The sequence below is a fragment of the Amycolatopsis mediterranei genome (assembly GCF_026017845.1).
Lineage (GTDB): Bacteria > Actinomycetota > Actinomycetes > Mycobacteriales > Pseudonocardiaceae > Amycolatopsis > Amycolatopsis mediterranei.
The window spans coordinates 4,496,093-4,514,865 of the sequence record NZ_CP100416.1 but is presented as its reverse complement, the minus strand read 5'-3'; the positions used below and the strand labels follow the sequence as shown (position 1 = coordinate 4,514,865).

The window sequence follows — 18,773 nt, the reverse complement described above, 5'->3', positions numbered from 1 at the left end:
TCGGAAGGTCGACACGCGTGTTTGAAGGGTCGACACGCGTGATTGGCAGGTCGACACGGGGTCGGCCGCCGTGTCGACCCTCGGATCACGCGTGTCGGCTCCCGGATCACGCGTGTCGGCTCCGGAATCACGCGCGGCTCAGCCGACGGGGAACTTGACCGCGGTCAGCTCCTCCGAAACCGCCCACAGCCGCCGCTGGATCGACGCGTCGTAGGACTGCGGGGTGGAGGCGACCACCTGCGGGCGCCCGCGGTACCCGCCCGGGGCGCCCGGGCCGTAGTACTGGCCGCCGAGGGCGGCGGGGTCGGTGGCCGCACGCAGGATCGGGAGAGCGCCGCGCTCCGAGCTCTGGGTGAACAGCGGGGCCACCAGGGGGAAGAGCGCGCGGGCGATCGCCGGGGAATTGCGCATCAGCTCCGTGCGCGCCACGCCGGGGTGCGCGGCGATCGACGCCGTCGTGCCGTGCGGGGCGAGGCGGCGCTGCAGTTCGTAGGCGAACATCAGGTTGGCCAGCTTGGCCTGCCCGTAGGCCGCGACGCGGTCGTAGGAGTTCTCCCACTGCAGGTCGTCGAAGTGGATCGACGCGCGGACGCGGTGGGCGAGGCTGGCGACCGTCACCACGCGGGAGCCCTCGACCGGCAGCAGCAGGTCCAGCAGCAGTCCGGTCAGGGCGAAGTGCCCGAGGTGGTTCGTGCCGAACTGCAGCTCGAACCCGTCCCGGGTGGTCTGCCGCGGCGGGTACATGACACCGGCGTTGTTGATCAGCAGGTCGATCTTCGGCAGCGTGGTGTGCAGGTCGGCCGCGGCGGCCCGGACCGACTCCAGCGACGACAGGTCCAGCTCCTGCACGGTGACGTCGGCGTCCGCGCCGAGCCGCGCGGCCGCCTGCTTGCCCTTCTCGACGTCGCGGACGGCGAGCACCACCGTCGCGCCGCGCCCGGCCAGCACCTTCGCCGTGTCGAAGCCGAGGCCGGTGTTGGCGCCGGTGATCACGGCCACGCGGCCGCGCTGGCTGGGGACCTCGCGTTCGGTCCAGTTGTCGCTCATGGCAGTCCTCCCGGGTCGAGGCCCTTTCGGACCGTCGGTCTGTTATGACTCCGACGCTAAGGAACCGTCGGTCTGTTGTCAAGAGACTGCCGGTCTTCAATCCCCCCGTCCGGGCGTTACGCTGGTCTCATGACGTTCCAGCGGGCGCGCAGCGCGGAGCAGCGGGAGGAGCGGCGCCGCACGATCCTCGACACGGCGCTGAAGATGCTCGACGAGATGCCGGTGTCCGAGGTGAGCCTCAACGAGCTCAGCCGCCGGGTCGGCCTGGCCAAGTCGAACGTCCTGCGCTACTTCGAATCCCGCGAAGCCGTGCTCCTCGAACTGCTCGACCGCGCCCTGCGGGACTGGCTGGCCGAGGTGGCCGACGAGGTGACCGCGGGCGTCGCCCCGGACCGTCCGGCGCGGGAGCGGGCCGAGGCGTTCGCGGCGGTGGTCTCCCGCTCACTGGCCCGCCGCACGGTGCTGTGCGACCTCATCGGCGCACAGGCGGGTGTCCTGGAGCACAACGTGTCCACCGACGTCGTGGTGCGGTTCAAACGGTCCGCCCTCGGCGGCCTGGAAGCGATGGCCGAGCTGCTCCGCCGGGCCGTACCCGAAGCCGGCGGCGAAGCGGCACAGGTGTGCCTGCTGGCCATGATCCTGGCCGGCGGGCTGTGGACCCACTGCCGCCCGTCGGCCAGCGCCCGCGCGGCGTACGAGGCGGACCCGGCGCTGACCGCGCTCCGGCTGGACCTGGCGCCGGCCTTGGAGCACGGGCTGGCCCTGCTGATCACCGGCGCCATGGCCCGCAACGGCTGATCCACCGCCACCCTCGCGGTGGTCCGGGCCCGGCAACGGAGTTCCGCGTGTTCGTGCGTCGCTGCCTCGGAGCGCTCGGCGCCCGCGCCGTCGGCTCGGCCGTCGCCGTCCCCGCCGCCGAAGCCACTTCACGGCGCAAGACCCCGCCATCGCGCTGATCCACCTCTGACCGCCACATCCGCTCGGCGAAGTCACGGGCGACCTCCCGCGCCCGGCGAACCGCCCGAGAACTGGGGCCGGAACACCGGGTGCGGCGAGGCGGCGCGGGCTCAGGCGGTCCGCGACGGGGCCGCACCGGCCACGCCGACCCGCACGTCAGCTGCTACCCCGACGTCCCGCGAGCCCTCGCGGACGAAGCGTTGAGCAAGCCCTTCCCCGCCGGGCTTCGATCGCCGGCCGGCGGCCGAGCGGCTCGGCATCGTCCCGGACGAGATCACCGCCGGTCACTGCGTCGCGCTCAGCCGCCCCGCCGCACTGGCCGGCCTCCTCGAGAGCTACCGGTGAACTCAGAAGCCGGGGAACACCCGGCGCAGCTCGTCGAGCGTGACGCCGCCTTCGACGGTGACGTCCTTGTCGTACGGCGCCTTGAGCCGGCCGCTGACCAGCCGGATGAACGCTTCCGCCGGCCCGGTGAAGGTCGCCGACGGCGACTCGAGGTGGTCCACCACGGTGACCGCGTCGTCGATCACCAGACCGGCGCCGGGCACCGCGACGGACACCGGGTTCGCGAGCTCGGCCGGCTTCGCGATGAAGCCCAGCAGGAACCCGAGGGATCCGGCCAGCAGATCGACCAGCACCTCGGCCGAGCCGGCCGCCACCCCGGCGTTCTTGTCGAAGGCGACGCGCACGTCCCACGAGTGGTTGGCCACCTCGTTGAGCCGCATGCCCAGCGCGGTCAGCAGCGGGACCGGCTCCGGCAGGAAGCCGAGGTCGACCATGAGCGACGAACGCTGCTCGGGCGTGAACGCCTCGACCGTTTCGAGCCAGCGGCCGTTGTGCTCCAGGAAGCCCTCGGCCTGCGCCCGCGGCGAGGACCCGTCCCAGCGGGCCCAGATCGTCTGGTTGTCTTCGGCGGCCACCGTCTCGCCGGCGGCCCGCGCGATGGGTCCGCGGCCGATCTCGGCACCGCTGCCCAGGTGGGAAAGCGCCTGGGCGACGGTCCACTCCGAGGCGCCGCTGGGCGTGGTCAGCTGGTCGTCGGTGAAGCCGCGGACGAGGTCGGCGAGCGTGTCGTGCTCGGAACGGAGAGCGGTGATCGTGCGGTCCACGAGTTGGGTCATGCCCCGGTCAACTCCCGGAGGGACGCAGGTGTTCCGCGGATCGCCGTGCTTGCTAGGTTTCCCCGGTGAGCCTCCTCGATGACGTGGCCGAGCGCGACGGCTGGCGGTGCTGGGTGTGCGACGAACCGGTCGATCCCGGGATGTCGGTGAACGACCCGCGCGGGCCCAGCGTCGACAGCCGGACCGCCGACCGGAAGGCCAAGGTCGCCGAGCGGCTCGCGCACCGCGGCTGCAACACCCGCAAGGGTGCGGTCAAGGTGGTGATCGCCTGGCCGGACCGCCTGCACGTGGCCGAACCCGCGCCGCTGATCACCGTCGCCGGGCGGTTGGAGCGCAAGGGCGGACGGGAGATGGTGGCCCGCTGCCCGACCGAGCAGGACGCCCGGGAAGCGGCGGACTGGCTGGTGGACCGGTTCTCCCGGCTGGTTCCGGGGCTGCCGGTCACCGCCGACGTCCAGCCGGGCGGCGGCCAGTTCCTCGTCATCCTGGCCACCGGCCGCCGCTGACCGGCGCGGTGGACCCCGCGGCCGTCGCCGTGGTAGAAGTAGAACCTGTTTCACTTCTGCCCGCCGGCGCCTGGAGGTGCGCGGATGAGCGTTCCGACGGTGACCGAACTGCTGCTGGCCCGCGCCGGTGACGAGCGCCCGGGATTGCGGTTCGAGGATGAAACGTGTTCCTGGGCCGAGCACGTGCGCGCCTCCGCGCGCTGGGCGGCCGGCCTCCGCGCGGCGTTGCGCCGGGACGAACCGCCCCACGTCGGCATCCTCGCCGACAACGTGCCGGCGTTCTCCGTCCTCCTGGGTGCCTGCGCGTTCGCCGGAGCGGTGCTGGTCGGGCTCAACCCGACCCGGCGCGGTGCGGCCCTCGCGCGGGACATCCGGCTCGCCGACTGCCAGTTCGTGCTCACCGAGCGGAAGTACCGGCCCCTGCTGGCCGGTCTGGACCTCGGCGGGATCGGCGTGCGCGAATTGGAATCCTGGGCGCCGCCGGACGACCCGGCCGAACCCGTCCCCGCGTCCGCGGACGACCTGCTGATGCTGATCTTCACCTCCGGCACCAGCGGCGACCCGAAGGCGGTGCGCTGCACCCACGGCAAGATCGCCTTCCCCGGCGCGATGCTCGCGCAGCGCTTCGGACTGTCCACATCCGACACGGCCTACGTCACGATGCCGATGTTCCACTCCAACGCCGTGATGGCCGGCTGGGCCGTCGGGCTCGCGGCCGGCGCGACGATCGCCCTGCGCCGCCGGTTTTCCGCCTCCGGCTTCCTGCCCGACGTGCGGAGGTTCGGCGCGACCTACGCCAACTACGTCGGCAAGCCACTGTCCTATGTGGTCGCCACGCCGCCGCGTCCGGACGACGCGGACAACCCGCTGCGCCTCGTCTACGGGAACGAAGGAGCGAGCGCGGACCTGGCCGCGTTCGAGAAGCGCTTCGGCTGCAAGGTCGTCGACGCGTTCGGCTCCACCGAGGGCGGCGTGGGCTTCGCCCGCACCGACGACACCCCGCCCGGCTCACTGGGCCGGCCTGCCGACGACGTGGCGATCCTGCACCCGGACACCGGCCGCCGGTGTCCCCCGGCCGAGTTCGACGCCGACGGCCACCTGGTCAACGCCGCCGACGCCGTCGGCGAACTGGTCAACACCGCGGGCGCCGGCTGGTTCGCGGGGTACTACCGCGACGCGCAAGCCGACGCCGAGCGCCTGCGCGACGGCCGGTTCCACACCGGCGACCTCGCCTACGCCGACGCCGCCGGCTTCTGCTACTTCGCCGGCCGGCTCGGCGACTGGCTCCGCGTCGACGGGGAAAACCTCGGCACAGCCCCGATCGAACGCATCCTGCTGCGGCATCCCGCGATCACCGACGCCGCCGTCTACGCGGTGCCCGACCCGGTGACCGGCGACCAGGTGATGGCCGCCATCGTCACCGGCGGAACCGGGCTGGACCCGGCCGGCTTCGGCCGCTTCCTCGTCGGCCAGGCCGACCTCGGCCCCAAACAGGTCCCCCGGTACGTGCGCACGGTCGCGCAACTGCCCCGCACCTCGACGTTCAAGGTCCTGAAGCGGCAGCTGTCCGCCGAGGGGTTGCACTGCGCCGACGTGCTCTGGGAACGGGTGGGCAAGGACATCGCCTACGCCGACGTCGTGGCGGACCCGGGCCGCCCCCACGCTAGAATCTGACATCCGTGTCAGAGGTAGCCTTCGTGGCGCGGGGTCACACGAGGAGGCGGGTGTGCGGATCGGCGAACTGGCGGCCCGGACCGGCGTGAGTGTCCGGTCCGTGCGCTACTACGAGCAGCAAGGCCTGCTCACCAGCACCCGCAGCGCGGGCGGCCAACGGCACTACACCGCCGTCGAGGTCGAGCGGGTCGGGTTCATCCAGCGCATGTTCGCCGCCGGCCTGTCCAGCCGCACGATCGCCGACCTGCTCCCCTGCATCGACTCCCCCGGCGAGGAGACCTCCGACGCGGCCGAGCGGCGGATGGCCCAGGAACGCGACCGGCTCACCGGCCACATCGTCGAGCTGATCCGCACCCGGGACTCCCTGGACCAGCTCATCGCCACCAACCGCGCCCACCGCGCCACCCTCCCGGCGCCGGATCAGGTCTCGGCCCCTCCGAGCAGGTGACCCCGATGAGGTGCGCCGGCGTCATGAGGCCGGGCAACCACGCCGCTACAGCCGGGTGGATGCCCACCGCATGAGTTTTGCGGCGAGCGCGCGGCTGAACGGGCGGCCCAGTTCCTGCAGTTCCGCGCAGGCGGGCTCGCCGATCCGGGCGTAGGGAGCCACGCTGTTCTCGTCGGTCGCCTGCTCGATCTCCGCTCGGCGAGCCGCACCCGCGGCCGTGAACGTCGGCTCGGTGTCGCCGGTGAGCCAGTCGCGCTCGCGGAGGCCGGCGACGGCCCGGTTCCAGTCCTCTTCGGACCACGACCGGGAGGTGCGCAGGGTTTCGGCGGGGACCGCACCCGAAGCCGCGTGGGTGACGAGGGCTTCGATGCCGCTCAGCCCGGCCGTCAGCAGGGCGGCGATGTGGGCGTCGCCGCGGTACTCCCGAAGCAGGGTCTGGGCGTGCCACAGCACCAGATGAGGTTCGGTGGGCCACGGCAGTGCCGCGTGGGCGGCGAAGAGCGGGCGGCCGGTGACGTCATCGGCGACCGTCTCGGCGGCCTCACGCAGAAGCGCCGCGGCCCTGCGCATCTCCGGCGAACTGATCGCGTCGCCCAGGATGCCGCGCAGCGCCCGGTCGGCTGCGTCGTGCCGCGCGGCCAGAACGGCGTCCGGGGCGGTGGTGGCCCAGGCGGCGGTGATCGACTCCCGGACGAGGGCCGGGTTGAAGTTGTAGAACGTCGCGATCACGACCGGTGCCGGGACCGCCCCGAGCGCCGCCGACCGCGACGCGAAATAGCCGGCGCGGCCGGTGACACCGAGTTCCGCGTAGGCGGCCGCGGCTTCCGGGGCGAAGTAGATCATTCCGTGGTACGGCTCGAGAATTCGCCAGGTCCGGCGCGCCACTTCGATCACGCCGTCAACATACCACCCAGTCGGTATGGCGCGGGGCTTCCGGACGCCCGCGGCCCGCGCCCGATCCGGCGACTGCGGATACCGCCATCCGGACCACGTCGGACGGCGGTTTCCTCGATAGCGAACGGATAGCACGGCTGAGCCACGATCTCCCGGTCGATTCCCGCTACTGAGAGGAGTGATCATGGCTCGCATGATCAACACCCTGGGTGACCGGCTGCTGGGGCTGTTCCTGCGCGAGGTCAAGGCCGGCGCCTGCATCCCCGAGCACGGCCAGGTCTGCAAGACCCTGCACTACGACTGCTACGGCAACTGCAAGTAACCGCGGCACCGACGCCTTTCCCGCCACGGTTCCCGTGGCGGGAAAGGCGTTCCGAAGGGGGTTCACGATGATCGGCGCCCAGTTCGTGCTCGCCGCCCGGGTCCTGATCGGACTGGTGTTCGCGGTCGCGGCCGTCGGCAAACTCGCCGGCCGGGCGCGGCTGGTGGAGTTCGCGGATTCGCTGACGCCGCTCGGCCGGTCGCCGGTGGGCTGGCTGCCGGTCGCCGCCGGGACCGCCGTCGCCGAGCTGGCCGTCGCCGTGCTCGTCGGGTTCTCCGCCACCTACCGGCTCGGGCTCGGGCTGGCGACGGTGGTGATGCTCGTGTTCTGCGCCGCGATCGCCCGTTCGATGCGGCTGGGCCGCCGCGTCACCTGCCGCTGCTTCGGCCGCTCCGGGGCGGTTCTCGGCCGTGCCCACTTCGTCCGCAACGCACTCCTCGCCGGGTCGGCCGCCGCGGCCCTCGTCGTCCCGCCGGGGCCCGGTCTCGGCCTCGACACCGGCGCGGCCGCCGCGCTCGTCGGCGCGTTCGCCGCACTCGTCGCGATCAACTGGGACAGCCTGGCCGGCCTGGTCGGCAAGGCGGACACCGCCCATCGCTGAAAGAGGTATCTCATGTCGTTCCTGGTGGCCGTGGTCGCGGTGCTGGCCGTGCTGACGGTGCTCAACCTCCTGCTGTCCTCGGCGATCATCCGGCTGCTGAACGAGCAACGGCGGCCGGTGACACCCGGCCTGCCGGCCGTGGGCACCGAGGTCGGGGCGTTCGAGGTGACCGACGCCGACGGCCGGACCGTCACCGACCACGAACTGGACGACGTGCTCGTCGCCTTCCTGTCGCCCACTTGCGGGCCGTGCCGACGCATCGCCGGCCGGCTCACCGAGCCGACCGTCGCGTTCGTCATTGACGGCGGTGACCGGGACAAGGCCGTCGAATACGCGGCCGGGCTGGGCTCCGCGGTGCGCGTCGCCTTCGTCGGCGATCGCAGCCCGGTGTCGGCCGCCTTCAACGCGGGCGACGTGACGCCGACCCTGCTCCGGGTCCGGGACCACCGGATCGCCGCGGCCGGCCACGACCTCGACGCCGTGCGCCCGCAGCACGTCCGATGAACCTGTTCCGGGCGGCGGCCCCCGCGTTCGGCATCGCCTGGCGCGCCTCGCGGGTGGCCACCGGCGGCTCGGTCGCGCTGGCCGTGCTCGCCTCGGCCGTGCCGGCGATCTCGGCGTGGCTGGGCAAGCTGCTGTTCGACGAATTGGCCGCCGGCCGGGACGGTGGTGGCCCGGACCGCGGCCTGATCGTGCTGCTGACCATCGGCTCGGCGGCCGGCCTCGCCGTGGCGGCCGCGATCACCGCCGTCGCCTCCTACTGCACCGCGATCGTGCGGGCCAAGTCCGCGATCGAAGCGGAGGACCGCCTGGTCGGCGCGGTCGGCGCGCTCCCCGGGTTGCGCCGGCTCGAGGACCCGGCGTTCCTGGACCGGGTGCGGCTGGCCGAGCAGGGCGCGCAGGAGGCAGCGCCCGCGGTGCTGGCCCTGACGGTCGAGTCGGTGCGTACCTTGGTCGCCGTGCTCGGGTTCGGCGGCGCGGTCCTGCTCGTGTGGCCGCCGATGGCCGGGCTGCTCGCCGCGTCGCTGGCGGCGGCGGCGATCTCCCAGCTGACGTTGTCCCGCCTGCGCGCGCGGGAGACCGAGGCGATGATGGCCACCCAGCGCCAGCGGTTCCTGTTCCGCTCGCTGTGCTCGGACATCCGCGCCGCCAAGGAGATCCGGCTCTTCGGCCTCGCGGACCTGTTCCGGTCGCGCATGGTGACCGCCGTCCGCACCGCCACGGCGAGTGAATGCGCCATGCAGCGCCGGATCGCCGTCGCCGGGATCGCCGCCGCGATCGTGTCGGCGGTGGTGGCCGGCATCGCCCTCGTGGTCGCCGCGACCGGCGCCGCCCGGGGGTCGCTGTCCATCGGCGACGTCACCCTCTTCACCGCCGCGGTGGCCGGCATCCAGTCCCCGGTGGGTGCGCTGCTGGGCCAGCTCGGCCGGGCCGGCGGCTCGCTCGGCTTGTTCCGGCACTACCTCGACGTCGTCACGACCGAACCCGACCTGGCCTCCGGGACGGCCGCCGTGCCGGCGCTGACGGCCGGCATCGAACTGCGGGACGTGTGGTTCCGGTACGACGCGGCCGGCCCGTGGGTGCTGCGCGGGATCGACCTGGTGATCCCCGCCGGTGCCGCGGTCGGGCTGGTCGGGGTGAACGGCGCGGGGAAGTCGACGCTCGTGAAGCTGCTGTGCCGCTTCTACGACCCCGACCGCGGCCGGATCCTGTGGGACGGCGTGGACATCCGGACCTACGACCCGGCCGCGTTGCGGGCCCGCCTCGGTGCCACCTTCCAGGACTTCACCAGCTACGACCTGACCGCGGCCGACAACATCGGCATCGGCGACGTCGCCCGCCTCGGCGATCTCGACCGCGTGCGCGCGGCGGCCCGCCTGGCCGAGATCGACCCGGCGCTGTCGGCGTTGCCGCGCGGTTACGAAACGCTGTTGTCCCGGGCCTTCCTCGACGTCGACGACAAGGCCGGGGCGGCGCTGTCCGGCGGCCAGTGGCAGCGGGTCGCGCTGGCCCGGTCGCTCATGCGCGACGACGCCGACCTGCTCATCCTCGACGAACCCAGCTCCGGCATGGACGCCGACGCCGAAACCCGGACCCACGAGGCACTGCGCGCGCACCGGGCCGGCCGGACGAGCGTGCTGATCTCCCACCGCCTGTCTGCCCTGCGCGGCGCGGACCGGATCGTCGTGCTCGGCGGCGGCCGGGTGGCCGAACAGGGCACCCACGACGAGCTGCTCACCGCGGGCGGCGAGTACGCCCGCCTGTTCTCCTTGCAGGCCAAGGGATATGCGATGGCGGAGGCGTGATGGCCGGGCTCGCGGTGGGCGCGGTGGTGGTGCTGGCCCTCTTGGTTCTCCTGCGCCGCCGGTACGTGGTGGCCCGCGTCTGGGGCCACAGCATGTCCCCGACCTTCCACGACGGCGAGCGGGTCGTCGCGACCCGGCGACGGCACTACCGCGTCGGCGACGTGATCGTCTTCCGGCCGCGCTCCCGCACCACCGATGTCGCGTGGCGCATCAAACGGATCGCCGCGGTCGCCGGCGATCCGGTCCCCGCCTGGCTGGAGACCGACCACCCCGTCGTCCCGGCCGGCCGGGTGGTGGTCGTCGGCGACAACACCGGCCACAGCGAGGATTCCCGCCAGCTCGGCTACATCGACCTCGCCGCCGTGGCCGGTGCGGTCCCTCACCGCGCCGCGCCCGAGGGCAGCTGACCATCGATCTCCGCCAGCACCCGCTCCACGCCGACGCGTTCGACCGGGCTGTCGAACCGGTCCTGCAGGAGCAGGGCCGCGTGGGCGAGGCGGCGGGCGGCGGCCCGGTCCCCGGCAGCCAGCTCGATCGAGGCCAGCGCGAGCAGCGCGGCGGACTCGGCGTCCGGACGGCGGGTGCGGCGGGCCAGGCCCAGCGCGCGGTCCGCGGCTCTCCGGGCGGTGGGCAGGTCGCCGTTCGCGCGGTGGGCGTCGGCTTCGGCGGTGAAGCACCAGGTCTGGCCGATCGGATCGCCGTGCTGCTCGGTCAGGCCGCGAGCCTGTCCGGCGAGATTCACCGCGGCCGCCGCGTCGCCGCAGGCCAGTGCGGTGCGCACGGCCACGAGCCGCACCTGGGCGCAGGTCTTCCAGTCGCCCGCGGCGTCGGCCAGCCGCAAGGCCTTCGCGCCGTGCACCCTCGCCGCGGCGAGATCGCCGAGGTGGTCCCGGTACAGGGCGGCCAGCGTGCCGTGGCAGCCCGACATCCCCGCCAGGTTGCCGGATTTCCGGCAGCACACGACCGCATCGCGCACGGCGGTGATCGCGCGGTGCCAGTCGCCGCACCGCTCGTGCGCGTCGCCCAGCTTGGTCAGCACCTCCGCCCGCAGCGCGAAGTCGACGTCTCGCAGCGGCACCTCGTTCAGGATGGCGACGACGTCGGCGTAGCGGCTGCGGTGCATCCGCGCCGTCGCCGTGACCAGCGCCGCGGTCACCCGCACCACCGGGTCCGGGCCGGCGACGGCCGTCAGCCGCGCGGCCGCCCGGGCGCCGTGGTCGTACAGGTCGAGCCGCACGAGCGGCGCCCGCAGCACCAGCAGCAGCGCCGCCGCGGGACGGAGCAGGCCGCCGCGCACGGCCAGGGCGAACACGGCCAGCAGGACGTCGACGTCCGCGCCCACCCACGACAGCGGCTCCGTCACCACGCGCCGCACCACGTCCTGGCCGAGTGCCGCGGCGGCCTCGGTGAGCACGGTGTAGCGGGCCGAGGTGCCCAACATGCGCTCGTGGGCGTGCCTGGTCAGCGCGACCGCCCAGCCGGCCAGCCGGTTCAGGGGGCCCGGGTCGAGCGACGGGCCGACCGTCCGGCAGTAGGCCCGCACGAGGTCGTGCATCCGGTAGCGGAGCACCCCGTCGCGCCCCGGGCCGGCCTGGTCGAGCAGGTTCATCGCACACAGGTGGGCCAGCACCTCGTCGGTCCGGGCGAGCGGCACGTCCAGCACGGGCGCGAGCGGCCAGCCGGTGAACGTGGGCGCTCCGATCGCCGCCAGGGCCAGCATCGCGGCCCGCGCGTTGCGGTCCAGCAACCGGAAGCTGGTGTCGAGACTGTGCCGCACGCTGCGCTGCCCGGCCACCAGCTCCCGCATCCGCCTCGACTCGTCGGACAGCCGCGCGGCGAGCTCCGCCACGCTGAGCCTGGGGTACGCGGCGAGCTGCGCCCCGGCGATCCGCAACGCGAGCGGTACGCCACCGCACGCCTCGATCACCGTGGCGACCGTGCCATTGCCGTTGCCACTGCCGTTGCCATCGGCAGTGCCGTCGCCGTCGCCGTCGCCCAGCCGAGCCGCGCCCGCGACGTTCGCCAGTACCGTCCCGGCGACCTCGTCCGGCAGCGGCCCGAGCGGCACCCGGACCGCCGACTCGACGTCGGGCAGCACGGACCTGCTTGTCACGATCGTGGCGCAGCCCGGTTCGGCGACCAGGAGCGGCTCGATCTGCCCGGCGGTGGCGGCGTTGTCGAGCACCACGAGCACCCGTTTGCCCGCGGTGCGACTGCGGAACTCGGCCGTGCGCTCCTCGACGGTGGCCGGCATCGACCGCGCCGGCACCCCCAGTGCGCGCAGGAAGCCGGCGAGGATGTCGTGCGGGGCGGCCGGCCGGGCATCGGCGCCCCGCAGGTCGGCGTAGAGCTGCCCGTCCGGGTAGGTGTGCACCGACGCCGCGCCCGCGTGCACGGCGAGCGCCGTCTTGCCGATTCCGGGCATGCCGGTGACCAGCACCAGCGGCGACGCGTCGGTCCGGCGCGTCACCGCGGCCCTGATCGCGGCCGACTCCGCCGCCCGCCCGGCGAACCCGGAGGTCCGCGGCGGCAGCTGGGCGGGCACCACGGCGGCCGCCGGAGGCGTCCCGACGGCGAGGATCTCCGCCTCCAGTGCGAGCAGCTCCCGGGACGGATCCACTCCCAGCTCGTCCCGCAGCACGCGCCGGGCCTCGTGGAACGCCGCCAGCGCGTCGGCCCGCCGCCCGGCGCGGTGCAGCGCCAGCATCCGCCGGTGGTGCAGGCCCTCGCGCAGGGGGTGCGCCTGCACCAGCGCGCTCAGCTCGGGCAGCAGCCGCGCGGCCCGCCCGCACGCGAGCTCCGCGTCGATCCACTCCTCGACCAGGCACATCCGCAGCTCGTCCAGCCGGAGCAGCTCCGCACCGGCCAGGTACGGGGTCACCCCGCCCAGCGGCGTCCCGGCCCACCGGTCGAGCGCTGACCGCAGCAGGCCGGCGGTGTCCTCGGGATCCCCGGCCGCCCGCGCCGCGCTCAGCAGCCGCCGCACCTCGTCGACGTCGACCAGGCAGTCCAGCAGGTACCCGCTCGCCACGGTGACCACGGCACCGGCGGCGCCCGTCCGGTCGAGCGAGGCACGCAGCTTGGACACCTGGATGTGCACCTGGGTCCGCGCGGTGGCCGGCGGCAGTTCGCCCCAGAGGGCGTCGATCAGCCGTTCCACCGTCACCGGCTGCCGGCAGGCCAGCGCCAGCACGGCGAGGACCGTACGCCCCAGCCGTCCCTTGATCGGGATCGGTGTTCCGTGGACCCGCGCGCCGACGGGACCGAGGACCGTGGCTTCCAGCAATCCCCTGCCCGGACCTTTCGAGATCGTGCCGCGGATCAGCCCAGTGCCGAAGTGGCCGCCGCCGTCTTCCCCGGCCGGCGGCGGCCACTCTGTGCCCTGCGCGACGCTGCCAGCGGCGCTCGAGCACCGTCAACCACCCCGGAAACGTTTCGCGCTCGACCGAAAGATCAGATCGTGCCCCGGCCCGGGCAACCTTCCGGCGCACCCGCGGGGAAATATCTCCATACCGCCGCCATAACGGATTGTTTCGAACGAAAGATCCCCGGCTTCAATCAACACCCGGATATGCAGCACCGCCGAACGGCCCCGGTTGGCCGAATGCGGTTACCCCGTTGGCCGCGTCGCGTGCGGTGGTGCTTCGGGTAACGTCAATCGGTCTTCCCGTCGCCCCCATCAAAAGGTATCAACGAGCGGAGGCCCGTTGAAAATCTTGCTGCTGTGCTCGGCGTTCAATGGACTCAGTCAGCGCGCTTGGCTCGCTCTGCGCTCCCGCGGCCATCGCGTCACCATCCGGGTCGTGCACGATCCGCAGGAAATCGCCGCGGCGGCCGCGGCCACCGATCCCGAGCTGATCATCTGCCCGTTCCTGCGCCGCCGGGTTCCCGACCTGGTCTGGCGGCGCTACCGCACGATCATCATCCACCCCGGCCCGGAAGGCGACCGCGGCCCGTCCGCGCTCGACTGGGCGATCATGGACGCCGAGCCCACCTGGGGCGTCACGGCCCTGCAGGCGACCGGGGACCTCGACGGCGGGCCGATCTGGGGCACCCGGGTGTTCCGGATGCCGTCCGATCCGCCGCGCAAGAGCACCCTCTACAACACCGAGGTGTCCGACGCCGCGATGAGCCTGATCGGCGAGGTCGTGACCAAGGCCGAAGACCCCGGGTTCACGCCACGTCGCCAGGACCGCCGGGTGCACGTGGTGGTCCGGCCCTTGGTCCGGCAGGCCGACCGGTCTTTCTCGTGGGGCGACCCGACCGGCCACGTCCTGCGCCGCATCCGCGCCGCCGACGGCCGTCCCGGAGTGCACACCGAGCTGGCCGGGGTGCCGATCGCGGTGTTCGACGCCCACCCCGGGGACGCTGCACCCGGCGAGCCCGGCACCATCGCCGGACGACGGCAGGGGGCCGTGCTGGTCCGCACCGGCGACGGCGCCCTGTGGATCGGGCACGCGCGGCGGCTGGCCCTCGAAGCCCCCGGCACGACGGTCAAGCTCCCCGCCGTTCTCGCTCTCGGGGACGGTGCCGGCGAGGTGCCCCGGATCGCCGGGCCGCCGCACCTCCGGGAAATCGGCTACCGCCGGGTGGGCCGGGTCGGCTGGGTGGACTTCGCGTTCCACAACGGCGCGATGTCCACCAGCCAGTGCCGCCGGCTGGCCGCGGCCGTGCGCTACGCCGCCGCGCAGGACACCGCTGTCCTGGTCCTGGCCGGCGGCGAGGTGTTCTCCAACGGCCTGCACCTGGGTGTCATCGACGCCCACCCGGATCCGGCGGCGGAAGCCTGGCGGAACATCACCGCGATCGACGACCTCTGCCGCCAGATCATCGCGTGCACCGGCCAGCTCGTGGTCTCCGCGCTGGTCGGTGACGCGGGCGCCGGCGGCGTGATGCTGGCCCTCGGCGCCGACAAGGTCATCGCCCGCGACGGCGTCCTGCTCAACCCGCACTACCGGAAGATGGGCCTCTACGGCTCGGAATACTGGACCTACGTGCTGCCTCGCCGGGCCGGCGAAGCAGAGGCGGACCGGCTGACCACCGACTGCGGCCCGATCACCGCCGCCGAAGCGGCCGAGATCGGGCTCGTCGACCGGCTCGCCGCACCCGACCGCACCGCGTTCCCCGCGGCCGTGCTGGACTACGCCACCGAACTGGCCGCCGACGGCCGCGCGGACGCCCTGCTCCGCCGCAAACGGGAGACCCGGGAAGCCGACGAACACCGCAGGCCCTTGGAGACCTACCGGATCAGGGAACTCGCCGAAATGAGCCACGACATCTTCGACGACCGCCACGGCTTCGCCCGCACCAGGCGCGCTTTCCTCACCGGACGGCCCCTTGGCCCGGCCACGCCGGAAACCCTCCGCCTGCCCGATCCCCGGCTTCCGGAGCTGACGCCCGTCAATTGATCGAGGTCAGGAGTTCTTGCGCTGATTGGCGTTGAAGCGTGCCTTTTTCTGGCGATTCCCGCACGTGTTCATGTCACACCATTTCCGGGTGCGGCTCTGACTGGTGTCGAAGAACGCCGCCCGGCAGGTCGGTGACGCGCACAAGGCCAATTTCCCGTCTCGTTCACCCGCGAGGATACCGATCGCGTCGGCGGCGATCACGCCGAGGGCATCCGCCACACAGGAGGCCGGGCCGAGCTGCCATCGCCGATGACCTTCCGGCGTCAGGACCGCCGCGGCCCGGCCCTGCAGGCTGCGGTCGTTGATGACCTGGACCGCGGCCGCGGGAAGGGCCTCCCCGAGGGCGGCCGCGGTCGCGGCGGCGTGGATCGACTCCCGCAGTTCGCGGGCGAGGCCGAGCTGGGCGGCGGTGCAGGACTCCACGGCGAGGCCGCTCACGGTCAGCCAGTCGACGAGCCGCTGTGGGGTGGGAATGCGCTCGATGGCGTCGCCGCGGCGCTCGGTCAGCGTCGCCGTGAAGCTGGTCGCCAGCACGCCACCGAGGCGGAAGTCGGGGAAGCCAGCACGCATGGAACCACCTTAGCCGGTTGCCTGTCGGCCGGACGCCGTGTTAGAACCGTCTTAGCCGGTTCCGCGATGGCCAGGAGGTCTCATGTCCTGCGACGTGCAAGCGTTCGAAACCCGCACCACCGACGCCGACCTCGACGATCTGCGCGCGCGGCTGGCCGCGGCGCGGCTGCCGGAGGCCGAGACGGTCCCGCGCGCCGCGGCCGGCGCCGACCGCTGGGACCAGGGCGTTCCGCTCGCCGACCTCGCCGACGTCGTCGGCTACTGGCGCAGCGAGTACGACTGGCGGTCGTTCGAAGAGCGCCTCGACCGGATCGGCCAGTTCCGCACGACCATCGACGGGCTGGGCATCCACTTCCTGCACCGCCGGTCCCCGCGCGCGGACGCCACGCCGCTGATCCTGACCCACGGCTGGCCGGGCAGCATCGCCGAGTTCGTCGACGTCGTGGCCGAGCTGGCCGATCCGGCCGACGCCGGCACGCCGGCGTTCCACGTCGTGGTCCCGTCGCTGCCGGGCTTCGGTTACAGCGACAAGCCGGCCACCACCGGGTGGGGGACCGAAAAGATCGCGGCCGCGTGGGTCGAGCTGATGGAACGGCTCGGCTACCCCCGGTTCGCCGCCCACGGCGGCGACTGGGGAGGCAACATCACCACGGTGCTCGGCGGCCGGTTCCCGGCGCACGTCCTCGGCATCCACACCACGTTCGCGGAGGGACCGCCCGGGCTCACCACGGACGGGCTGACGGCGGCCGAGCGCGAGTGGACCGAGGAAACCCGCCACTTCTGGCACCACCGCGCGGCGTACGCGAAGCAGCAGGCCACCCGGCCGCAGACCATCGGCTACGCGCTCGTCGACTCGCCGGTCGGGCTGCTCGCCTGGATCCTCGACAAGTTCGCCGAGTGGTCGGACACCGAAGACAGCCCGTTCGAGACGATGTCCCGGGACCGCATCCTCGACGACGTCACGCTGTATTGGCTGACGCGGACCGGCGCGTCGGCGGCCCGGATCTACTACGAAAGCCACAACTCGCTGGACCCCGGCCTCCGGGTCGACGTCCCGGCGGCCATCACCATGTACCCCCGCGACATCGAAAAGTACCCGCGTGCCTGGGCGCAGGAGCGGTACCGGCGGATCGTCCGGTGGCGGGTACCCGAGGCCGGGGGACATTTCCCGTCGCTGGAGGTGCCCGGGTATTTCGTCAAGGACCTGCAGGAAGGCCTCGCGGCAGTGCTGGCCGCTCCTCGGTGAGCCGCCCGGCGCGGAGCATCCAGCGGGCAGAGCACCACCGAACAGGCCGCCGAAGCCGTCCGGCAGGCCATCCTGTCGGGCCGGCCGCCGCCGGGCACGCCGCTGCGGGAAGCCGCTCTCGCCGCCGAGCTCGGCGTCTCCCGCAGCACCCTCCACCGGCTCTTCCACGCCACCCTGGTCGCGGCCACCGGCAGTCCCCGGCTGCGCCGCTTCCACGCTCAGCTGCAGCAAGAACAGCGCCTGGCCCTGGCGCCGGCCGAGCGTTCCCGCCGCCGGCTCGGGGCGGTCGCCGGGCTGCAGCACCGCCATCGCGACCGCACCGTGCTGTGGCTGGACGCCCACGGCGACCCCCGCGAGCCGCAGGCAACCGCCGCGCCACCCGCGTGGCGAACGACACGGCGTGTATCAACGTGGTTGCTTGTGGGTTACGGATATCACTCCGATGCACCCGGATCGGCGACCCCGCGTCCTGCCTATGACGGTGCGTAATAGGGGGAGGGGTCTTCGTTGGGTTTTCGCTCGTCACGACTGATGCGCCGGCCGGGCACCTGGGTGACCGTCGTCGTCGCCCTCGTTCTGGGCGGTGTCCTGATCACGTCCATCGACGACGACCCGGCCCCGCCCAGCCGGGCCACCGGCGCTCCGCCCACCACCGCGTCCACCACGCCCCCGCCGGTCGTCGTCAAGGATCCGGCGTGGATGCGCCCGCTGGGCCCGGGCGAAAAGCCGCCCCAGTTCGTGCTCTTCTCCTTCGACGGGGCCGGCTCGCACGAACACTGGAGCCGTTACCTCGCCCTCGCCAAATCGGTCAACGCGCACTTCAGCGGCTTCCTCTCGGGCATCTACCTGCTGCCGGACGACCAGCGGGCGCGCTACACCGGGCCGGGTCATCGGCCGGGCGCGGCCTCGATCGGCTTCGGCGGCAGTGCCGGGGAAGTCGCCGCCCGCGTCCAGGACCTCAACACCGCCGTCGCCGCGGGGCACCAGATCGGCACGCACTACAACGGGCACTTCTGCACCGGCGCCGAGCCGAGCGTCGGCCGCTGGACCGCGGCGGGCTGGACCGACGAAATCGGCCAGTTCAGCCACTTCGTCGACGACGCCCGCGATCGCCTGGGACTGCACCTGTCCGCCAAGGACGTCACCGGCGGCCGGACGCCGTGCCTCGAAGGCAACTGGGCCGCGGCGTTTCCGGCCATGCGCGACGCCGGCTACACCTTCGACTCCAGCCAGCCGTCCGACGGCGTCAAGTGGCCCACCGACATCGACGGCATCCGGGAGTTCTGGATGCCGTACGTGAAGGTGCCCGCGCTGCACAAAAAAGTCATCATGATGGACTACAACCTGTGGTACCAGTTCAACCATGCCAAGAACGACCCGTCGCACGCCGAGCAGTACACCCAGGCCACGCTCGAGACCTACCGCGGCGCCTACCGCGCCGCCTTCGACGGCAACCGCGCCCCGCTCGTCATCGGCAACCACTTCAACGACTGGGCCGGCGGGGCGTTCTCCCGGGCCGCCGAAGGCTTCATGGGCGAGGTGTGCACCAAACCCGAGACGGTCTGCGCCACCTACGCGGAAGTCACGAAGTGGATGTCGCTGCAGAACCCCGCCGTCCTGGACCGGTACCGGTCGATGCCGCCCGCCCAAGCCGGCTGAGGCTCGAGCGGGCG

17 protein-coding genes and 1 pseudogene are annotated in these 18,773 nt (G+C 73.1%); 13 read left to right on the top strand and 5 right to left on the bottom strand.

All coding sequences use genetic code 11. From position 1 onward, the window contains the following. Positions 1 to 138: 138 nt before the first annotated feature. Positions 139 to 1,047, bottom strand: coding sequence for an SDR family NAD(P)-dependent oxidoreductase (locus ISP_RS20895; protein WP_013225800.1), 909 nt, complete (start codon positions 1,045 to 1,047; stop codon positions 139 to 141). A gap of 129 nt (positions 1,048 to 1,176) precedes the next feature. Between ISP_RS20895 and ISP_RS20890 the strand changes: the two genes are divergently transcribed. Next, the gene (locus ISP_RS20890) at positions 1,177 to 1,845 is read left to right on the top strand and encodes a TetR/AcrR family transcriptional regulator (protein ID WP_013225799.1); all 669 of its coding nucleotides are present in this window, start codon (positions 1,177 to 1,179) and stop codon (positions 1,843 to 1,845) included. Positions 1,846 to 2,351: 506 nt separating this feature from the next. Here ISP_RS20890 and ISP_RS20885 read toward each other — a convergent pair. Beyond that, positions 2,352 to 3,125: a maleylpyruvate isomerase family mycothiol-dependent enzyme gene (locus tag ISP_RS20885; RefSeq protein ID WP_013225798.1), complete on the bottom strand. Its 774-nt coding sequence runs from the start codon at positions 3,123 to 3,125 to the stop codon at positions 2,352 to 2,354. A 65-nt stretch (positions 3,126 to 3,190) separates the two neighbouring features. On the opposite strand from ISP_RS20885, the gene ISP_RS20880 reads away from it, so the two are divergent. The 3 genes from ISP_RS20880 to ISP_RS20870 all read left to right on the top strand — a co-directional run bounded on the left by ISP_RS20880 (position 3,191) and on the right by ISP_RS20870 (position 5,753). Then, a complete protein-coding gene (locus ISP_RS20880; protein WP_013225797.1) occupies positions 3,191 to 3,631 on the top strand; it encodes a hypothetical protein in 441 nt (146 codons plus the stop codon). Positions 3,632 to 3,715: 84 nt separating this feature from the next. Then, entirely contained in the window at positions 3,716 to 5,305 is a 1,590-nt protein-coding gene (locus ISP_RS20875; RefSeq protein WP_013225796.1) for a long-chain-fatty-acid--CoA ligase, read from the top strand. A 52-nt stretch (positions 5,306 to 5,357) separates the two neighbouring features. Further along, a complete protein-coding gene (locus ISP_RS20870) occupies positions 5,358 to 5,753 on the top strand; it encodes a MerR family transcriptional regulator (protein ID WP_013225795.1) in 396 nt (131 codons plus the stop codon). A gap of 45 nt (positions 5,754 to 5,798) precedes the next feature. Here ISP_RS20870 and ISP_RS20865 read toward each other — a convergent pair whose 3' ends face one another. Further along, the gene (locus ISP_RS20865; RefSeq protein ID WP_013225794.1) at positions 5,799 to 6,647 is read right to left on the bottom strand and encodes an SCO6745 family protein; all 849 of its coding nucleotides are present in this window, start codon (positions 6,645 to 6,647) and stop codon (positions 5,799 to 5,801) included. A gap of 184 nt (positions 6,648 to 6,831) precedes the next feature. Here ISP_RS20865 and ISP_RS20860 point away from each other — a divergent pair, with 184 nt between their 5' ends. The 5 genes from ISP_RS20860 (at position 6,832) to ISP_RS20840 (ending at position 10,283) form a co-directional block, all read left to right on the top strand. Beyond that, positions 6,832 to 6,969, top strand: a complete 138-nt coding sequence (locus ISP_RS20860; protein ID WP_155258927.1) for a hypothetical protein — start codon at positions 6,832 to 6,834, stop codon at positions 6,967 to 6,969. Positions 6,970 to 7,036: 67 nt separating this feature from the next. Continuing rightward, a complete protein-coding gene (locus ISP_RS20855; RefSeq protein WP_013225793.1) occupies positions 7,037 to 7,570 on the top strand; it encodes a MauE/DoxX family redox-associated membrane protein in 534 nt (177 codons plus the stop codon). A gap of 12 nt (positions 7,571 to 7,582) precedes the next feature. After that, positions 7,583 to 8,074 carry a TlpA family protein disulfide reductase gene (locus tag ISP_RS20850; protein ID WP_013225792.1) on the top strand — a complete coding sequence of 164 codons (492 nt, stop codon included), beginning with the start codon at positions 7,583 to 7,585 and terminating at the stop codon, positions 8,072 to 8,074. Beyond that, complete coding sequence (locus ISP_RS20845) at positions 8,071 to 9,876, top strand: ABC transporter ATP-binding protein (RefSeq protein ID WP_013225791.1); 1,806 nt, start codon at positions 8,071 to 8,073, stop codon at positions 9,874 to 9,876. The genes ISP_RS20850 and ISP_RS20845 overlap by 4 nt, the downstream gene beginning before the upstream one ends. Further along, on the top strand, positions 9,876 to 10,283 hold the full coding sequence (locus tag ISP_RS20840; RefSeq protein WP_013225790.1) for a S26 family signal peptidase: 408 nt from the start codon (positions 9,876 to 9,878) through the stop codon (positions 10,281 to 10,283). Before ISP_RS20845 ends, ISP_RS20840 begins: the two co-directional genes overlap by 1 nt. Here the strand turns inward: ISP_RS20840 and ISP_RS20835 are convergent. Continuing rightward, positions 10,256 to 13,162, bottom strand: coding sequence for an AfsR/SARP family transcriptional regulator (locus ISP_RS20835; protein ID WP_013225789.1), 2,907 nt, complete (start codon positions 13,160 to 13,162; stop codon positions 10,256 to 10,258). The two genes, ISP_RS20840 and ISP_RS20835, sit on opposite strands and share 28 nt — an antisense overlap. A gap of 517 nt (positions 13,163 to 13,679) precedes the next feature. On the opposite strand from ISP_RS20835, the gene ISP_RS20830 reads away from it, so the two are divergent. Continuing rightward, the gene (locus ISP_RS20830; protein WP_230468870.1) at positions 13,680 to 15,284 is read left to right on the top strand and encodes an enoyl-CoA hydratase-related protein; all 1,605 of its coding nucleotides are present in this window, start codon (positions 13,680 to 13,682) and stop codon (positions 15,282 to 15,284) included. A gap of 6 nt (positions 15,285 to 15,290) precedes the next feature. Here the strand turns inward: ISP_RS20830 and ISP_RS20825 are convergent, their stop codons facing one another. After that, a complete protein-coding gene (locus ISP_RS20825; RefSeq protein WP_013225787.1) occupies positions 15,291 to 15,854 on the bottom strand; it encodes a CGNR zinc finger domain-containing protein in 564 nt (187 codons plus the stop codon). 82 nt (positions 15,855 to 15,936) lie between these two features. On the opposite strand from ISP_RS20825, the gene ISP_RS20820 reads away from it, so the two are divergent. The 3 genes and pseudogenes from ISP_RS20820 to ISP_RS20810 all read left to right on the top strand — a co-directional run bounded on the left by ISP_RS20820 (position 15,937) and on the right by ISP_RS20810 (position 18,759). Then, complete coding sequence (locus ISP_RS20820) at positions 15,937 to 17,100, top strand: epoxide hydrolase family protein (RefSeq protein WP_013225786.1); 1,164 nt, start codon at positions 15,937 to 15,939, stop codon at positions 17,098 to 17,100. A gap of 48 nt (positions 17,101 to 17,148) precedes the next feature. Then, a pseudogene (locus ISP_RS20815) lies at positions 17,149 to 17,589 on the top strand (GntR family transcriptional regulator); the annotation flags it as partial. A 42-nt stretch (positions 17,590 to 17,631) separates the two neighbouring features. Beyond that, positions 17,632 to 18,759: a polysaccharide deacetylase family protein gene (locus tag ISP_RS20810; RefSeq protein WP_013225785.1), complete on the top strand. Its 1,128-nt coding sequence runs from the start codon at positions 17,632 to 17,634 to the stop codon at positions 18,757 to 18,759. The last annotated feature ends 14 nt before the right edge of the window (positions 18,760 to 18,773 follow it).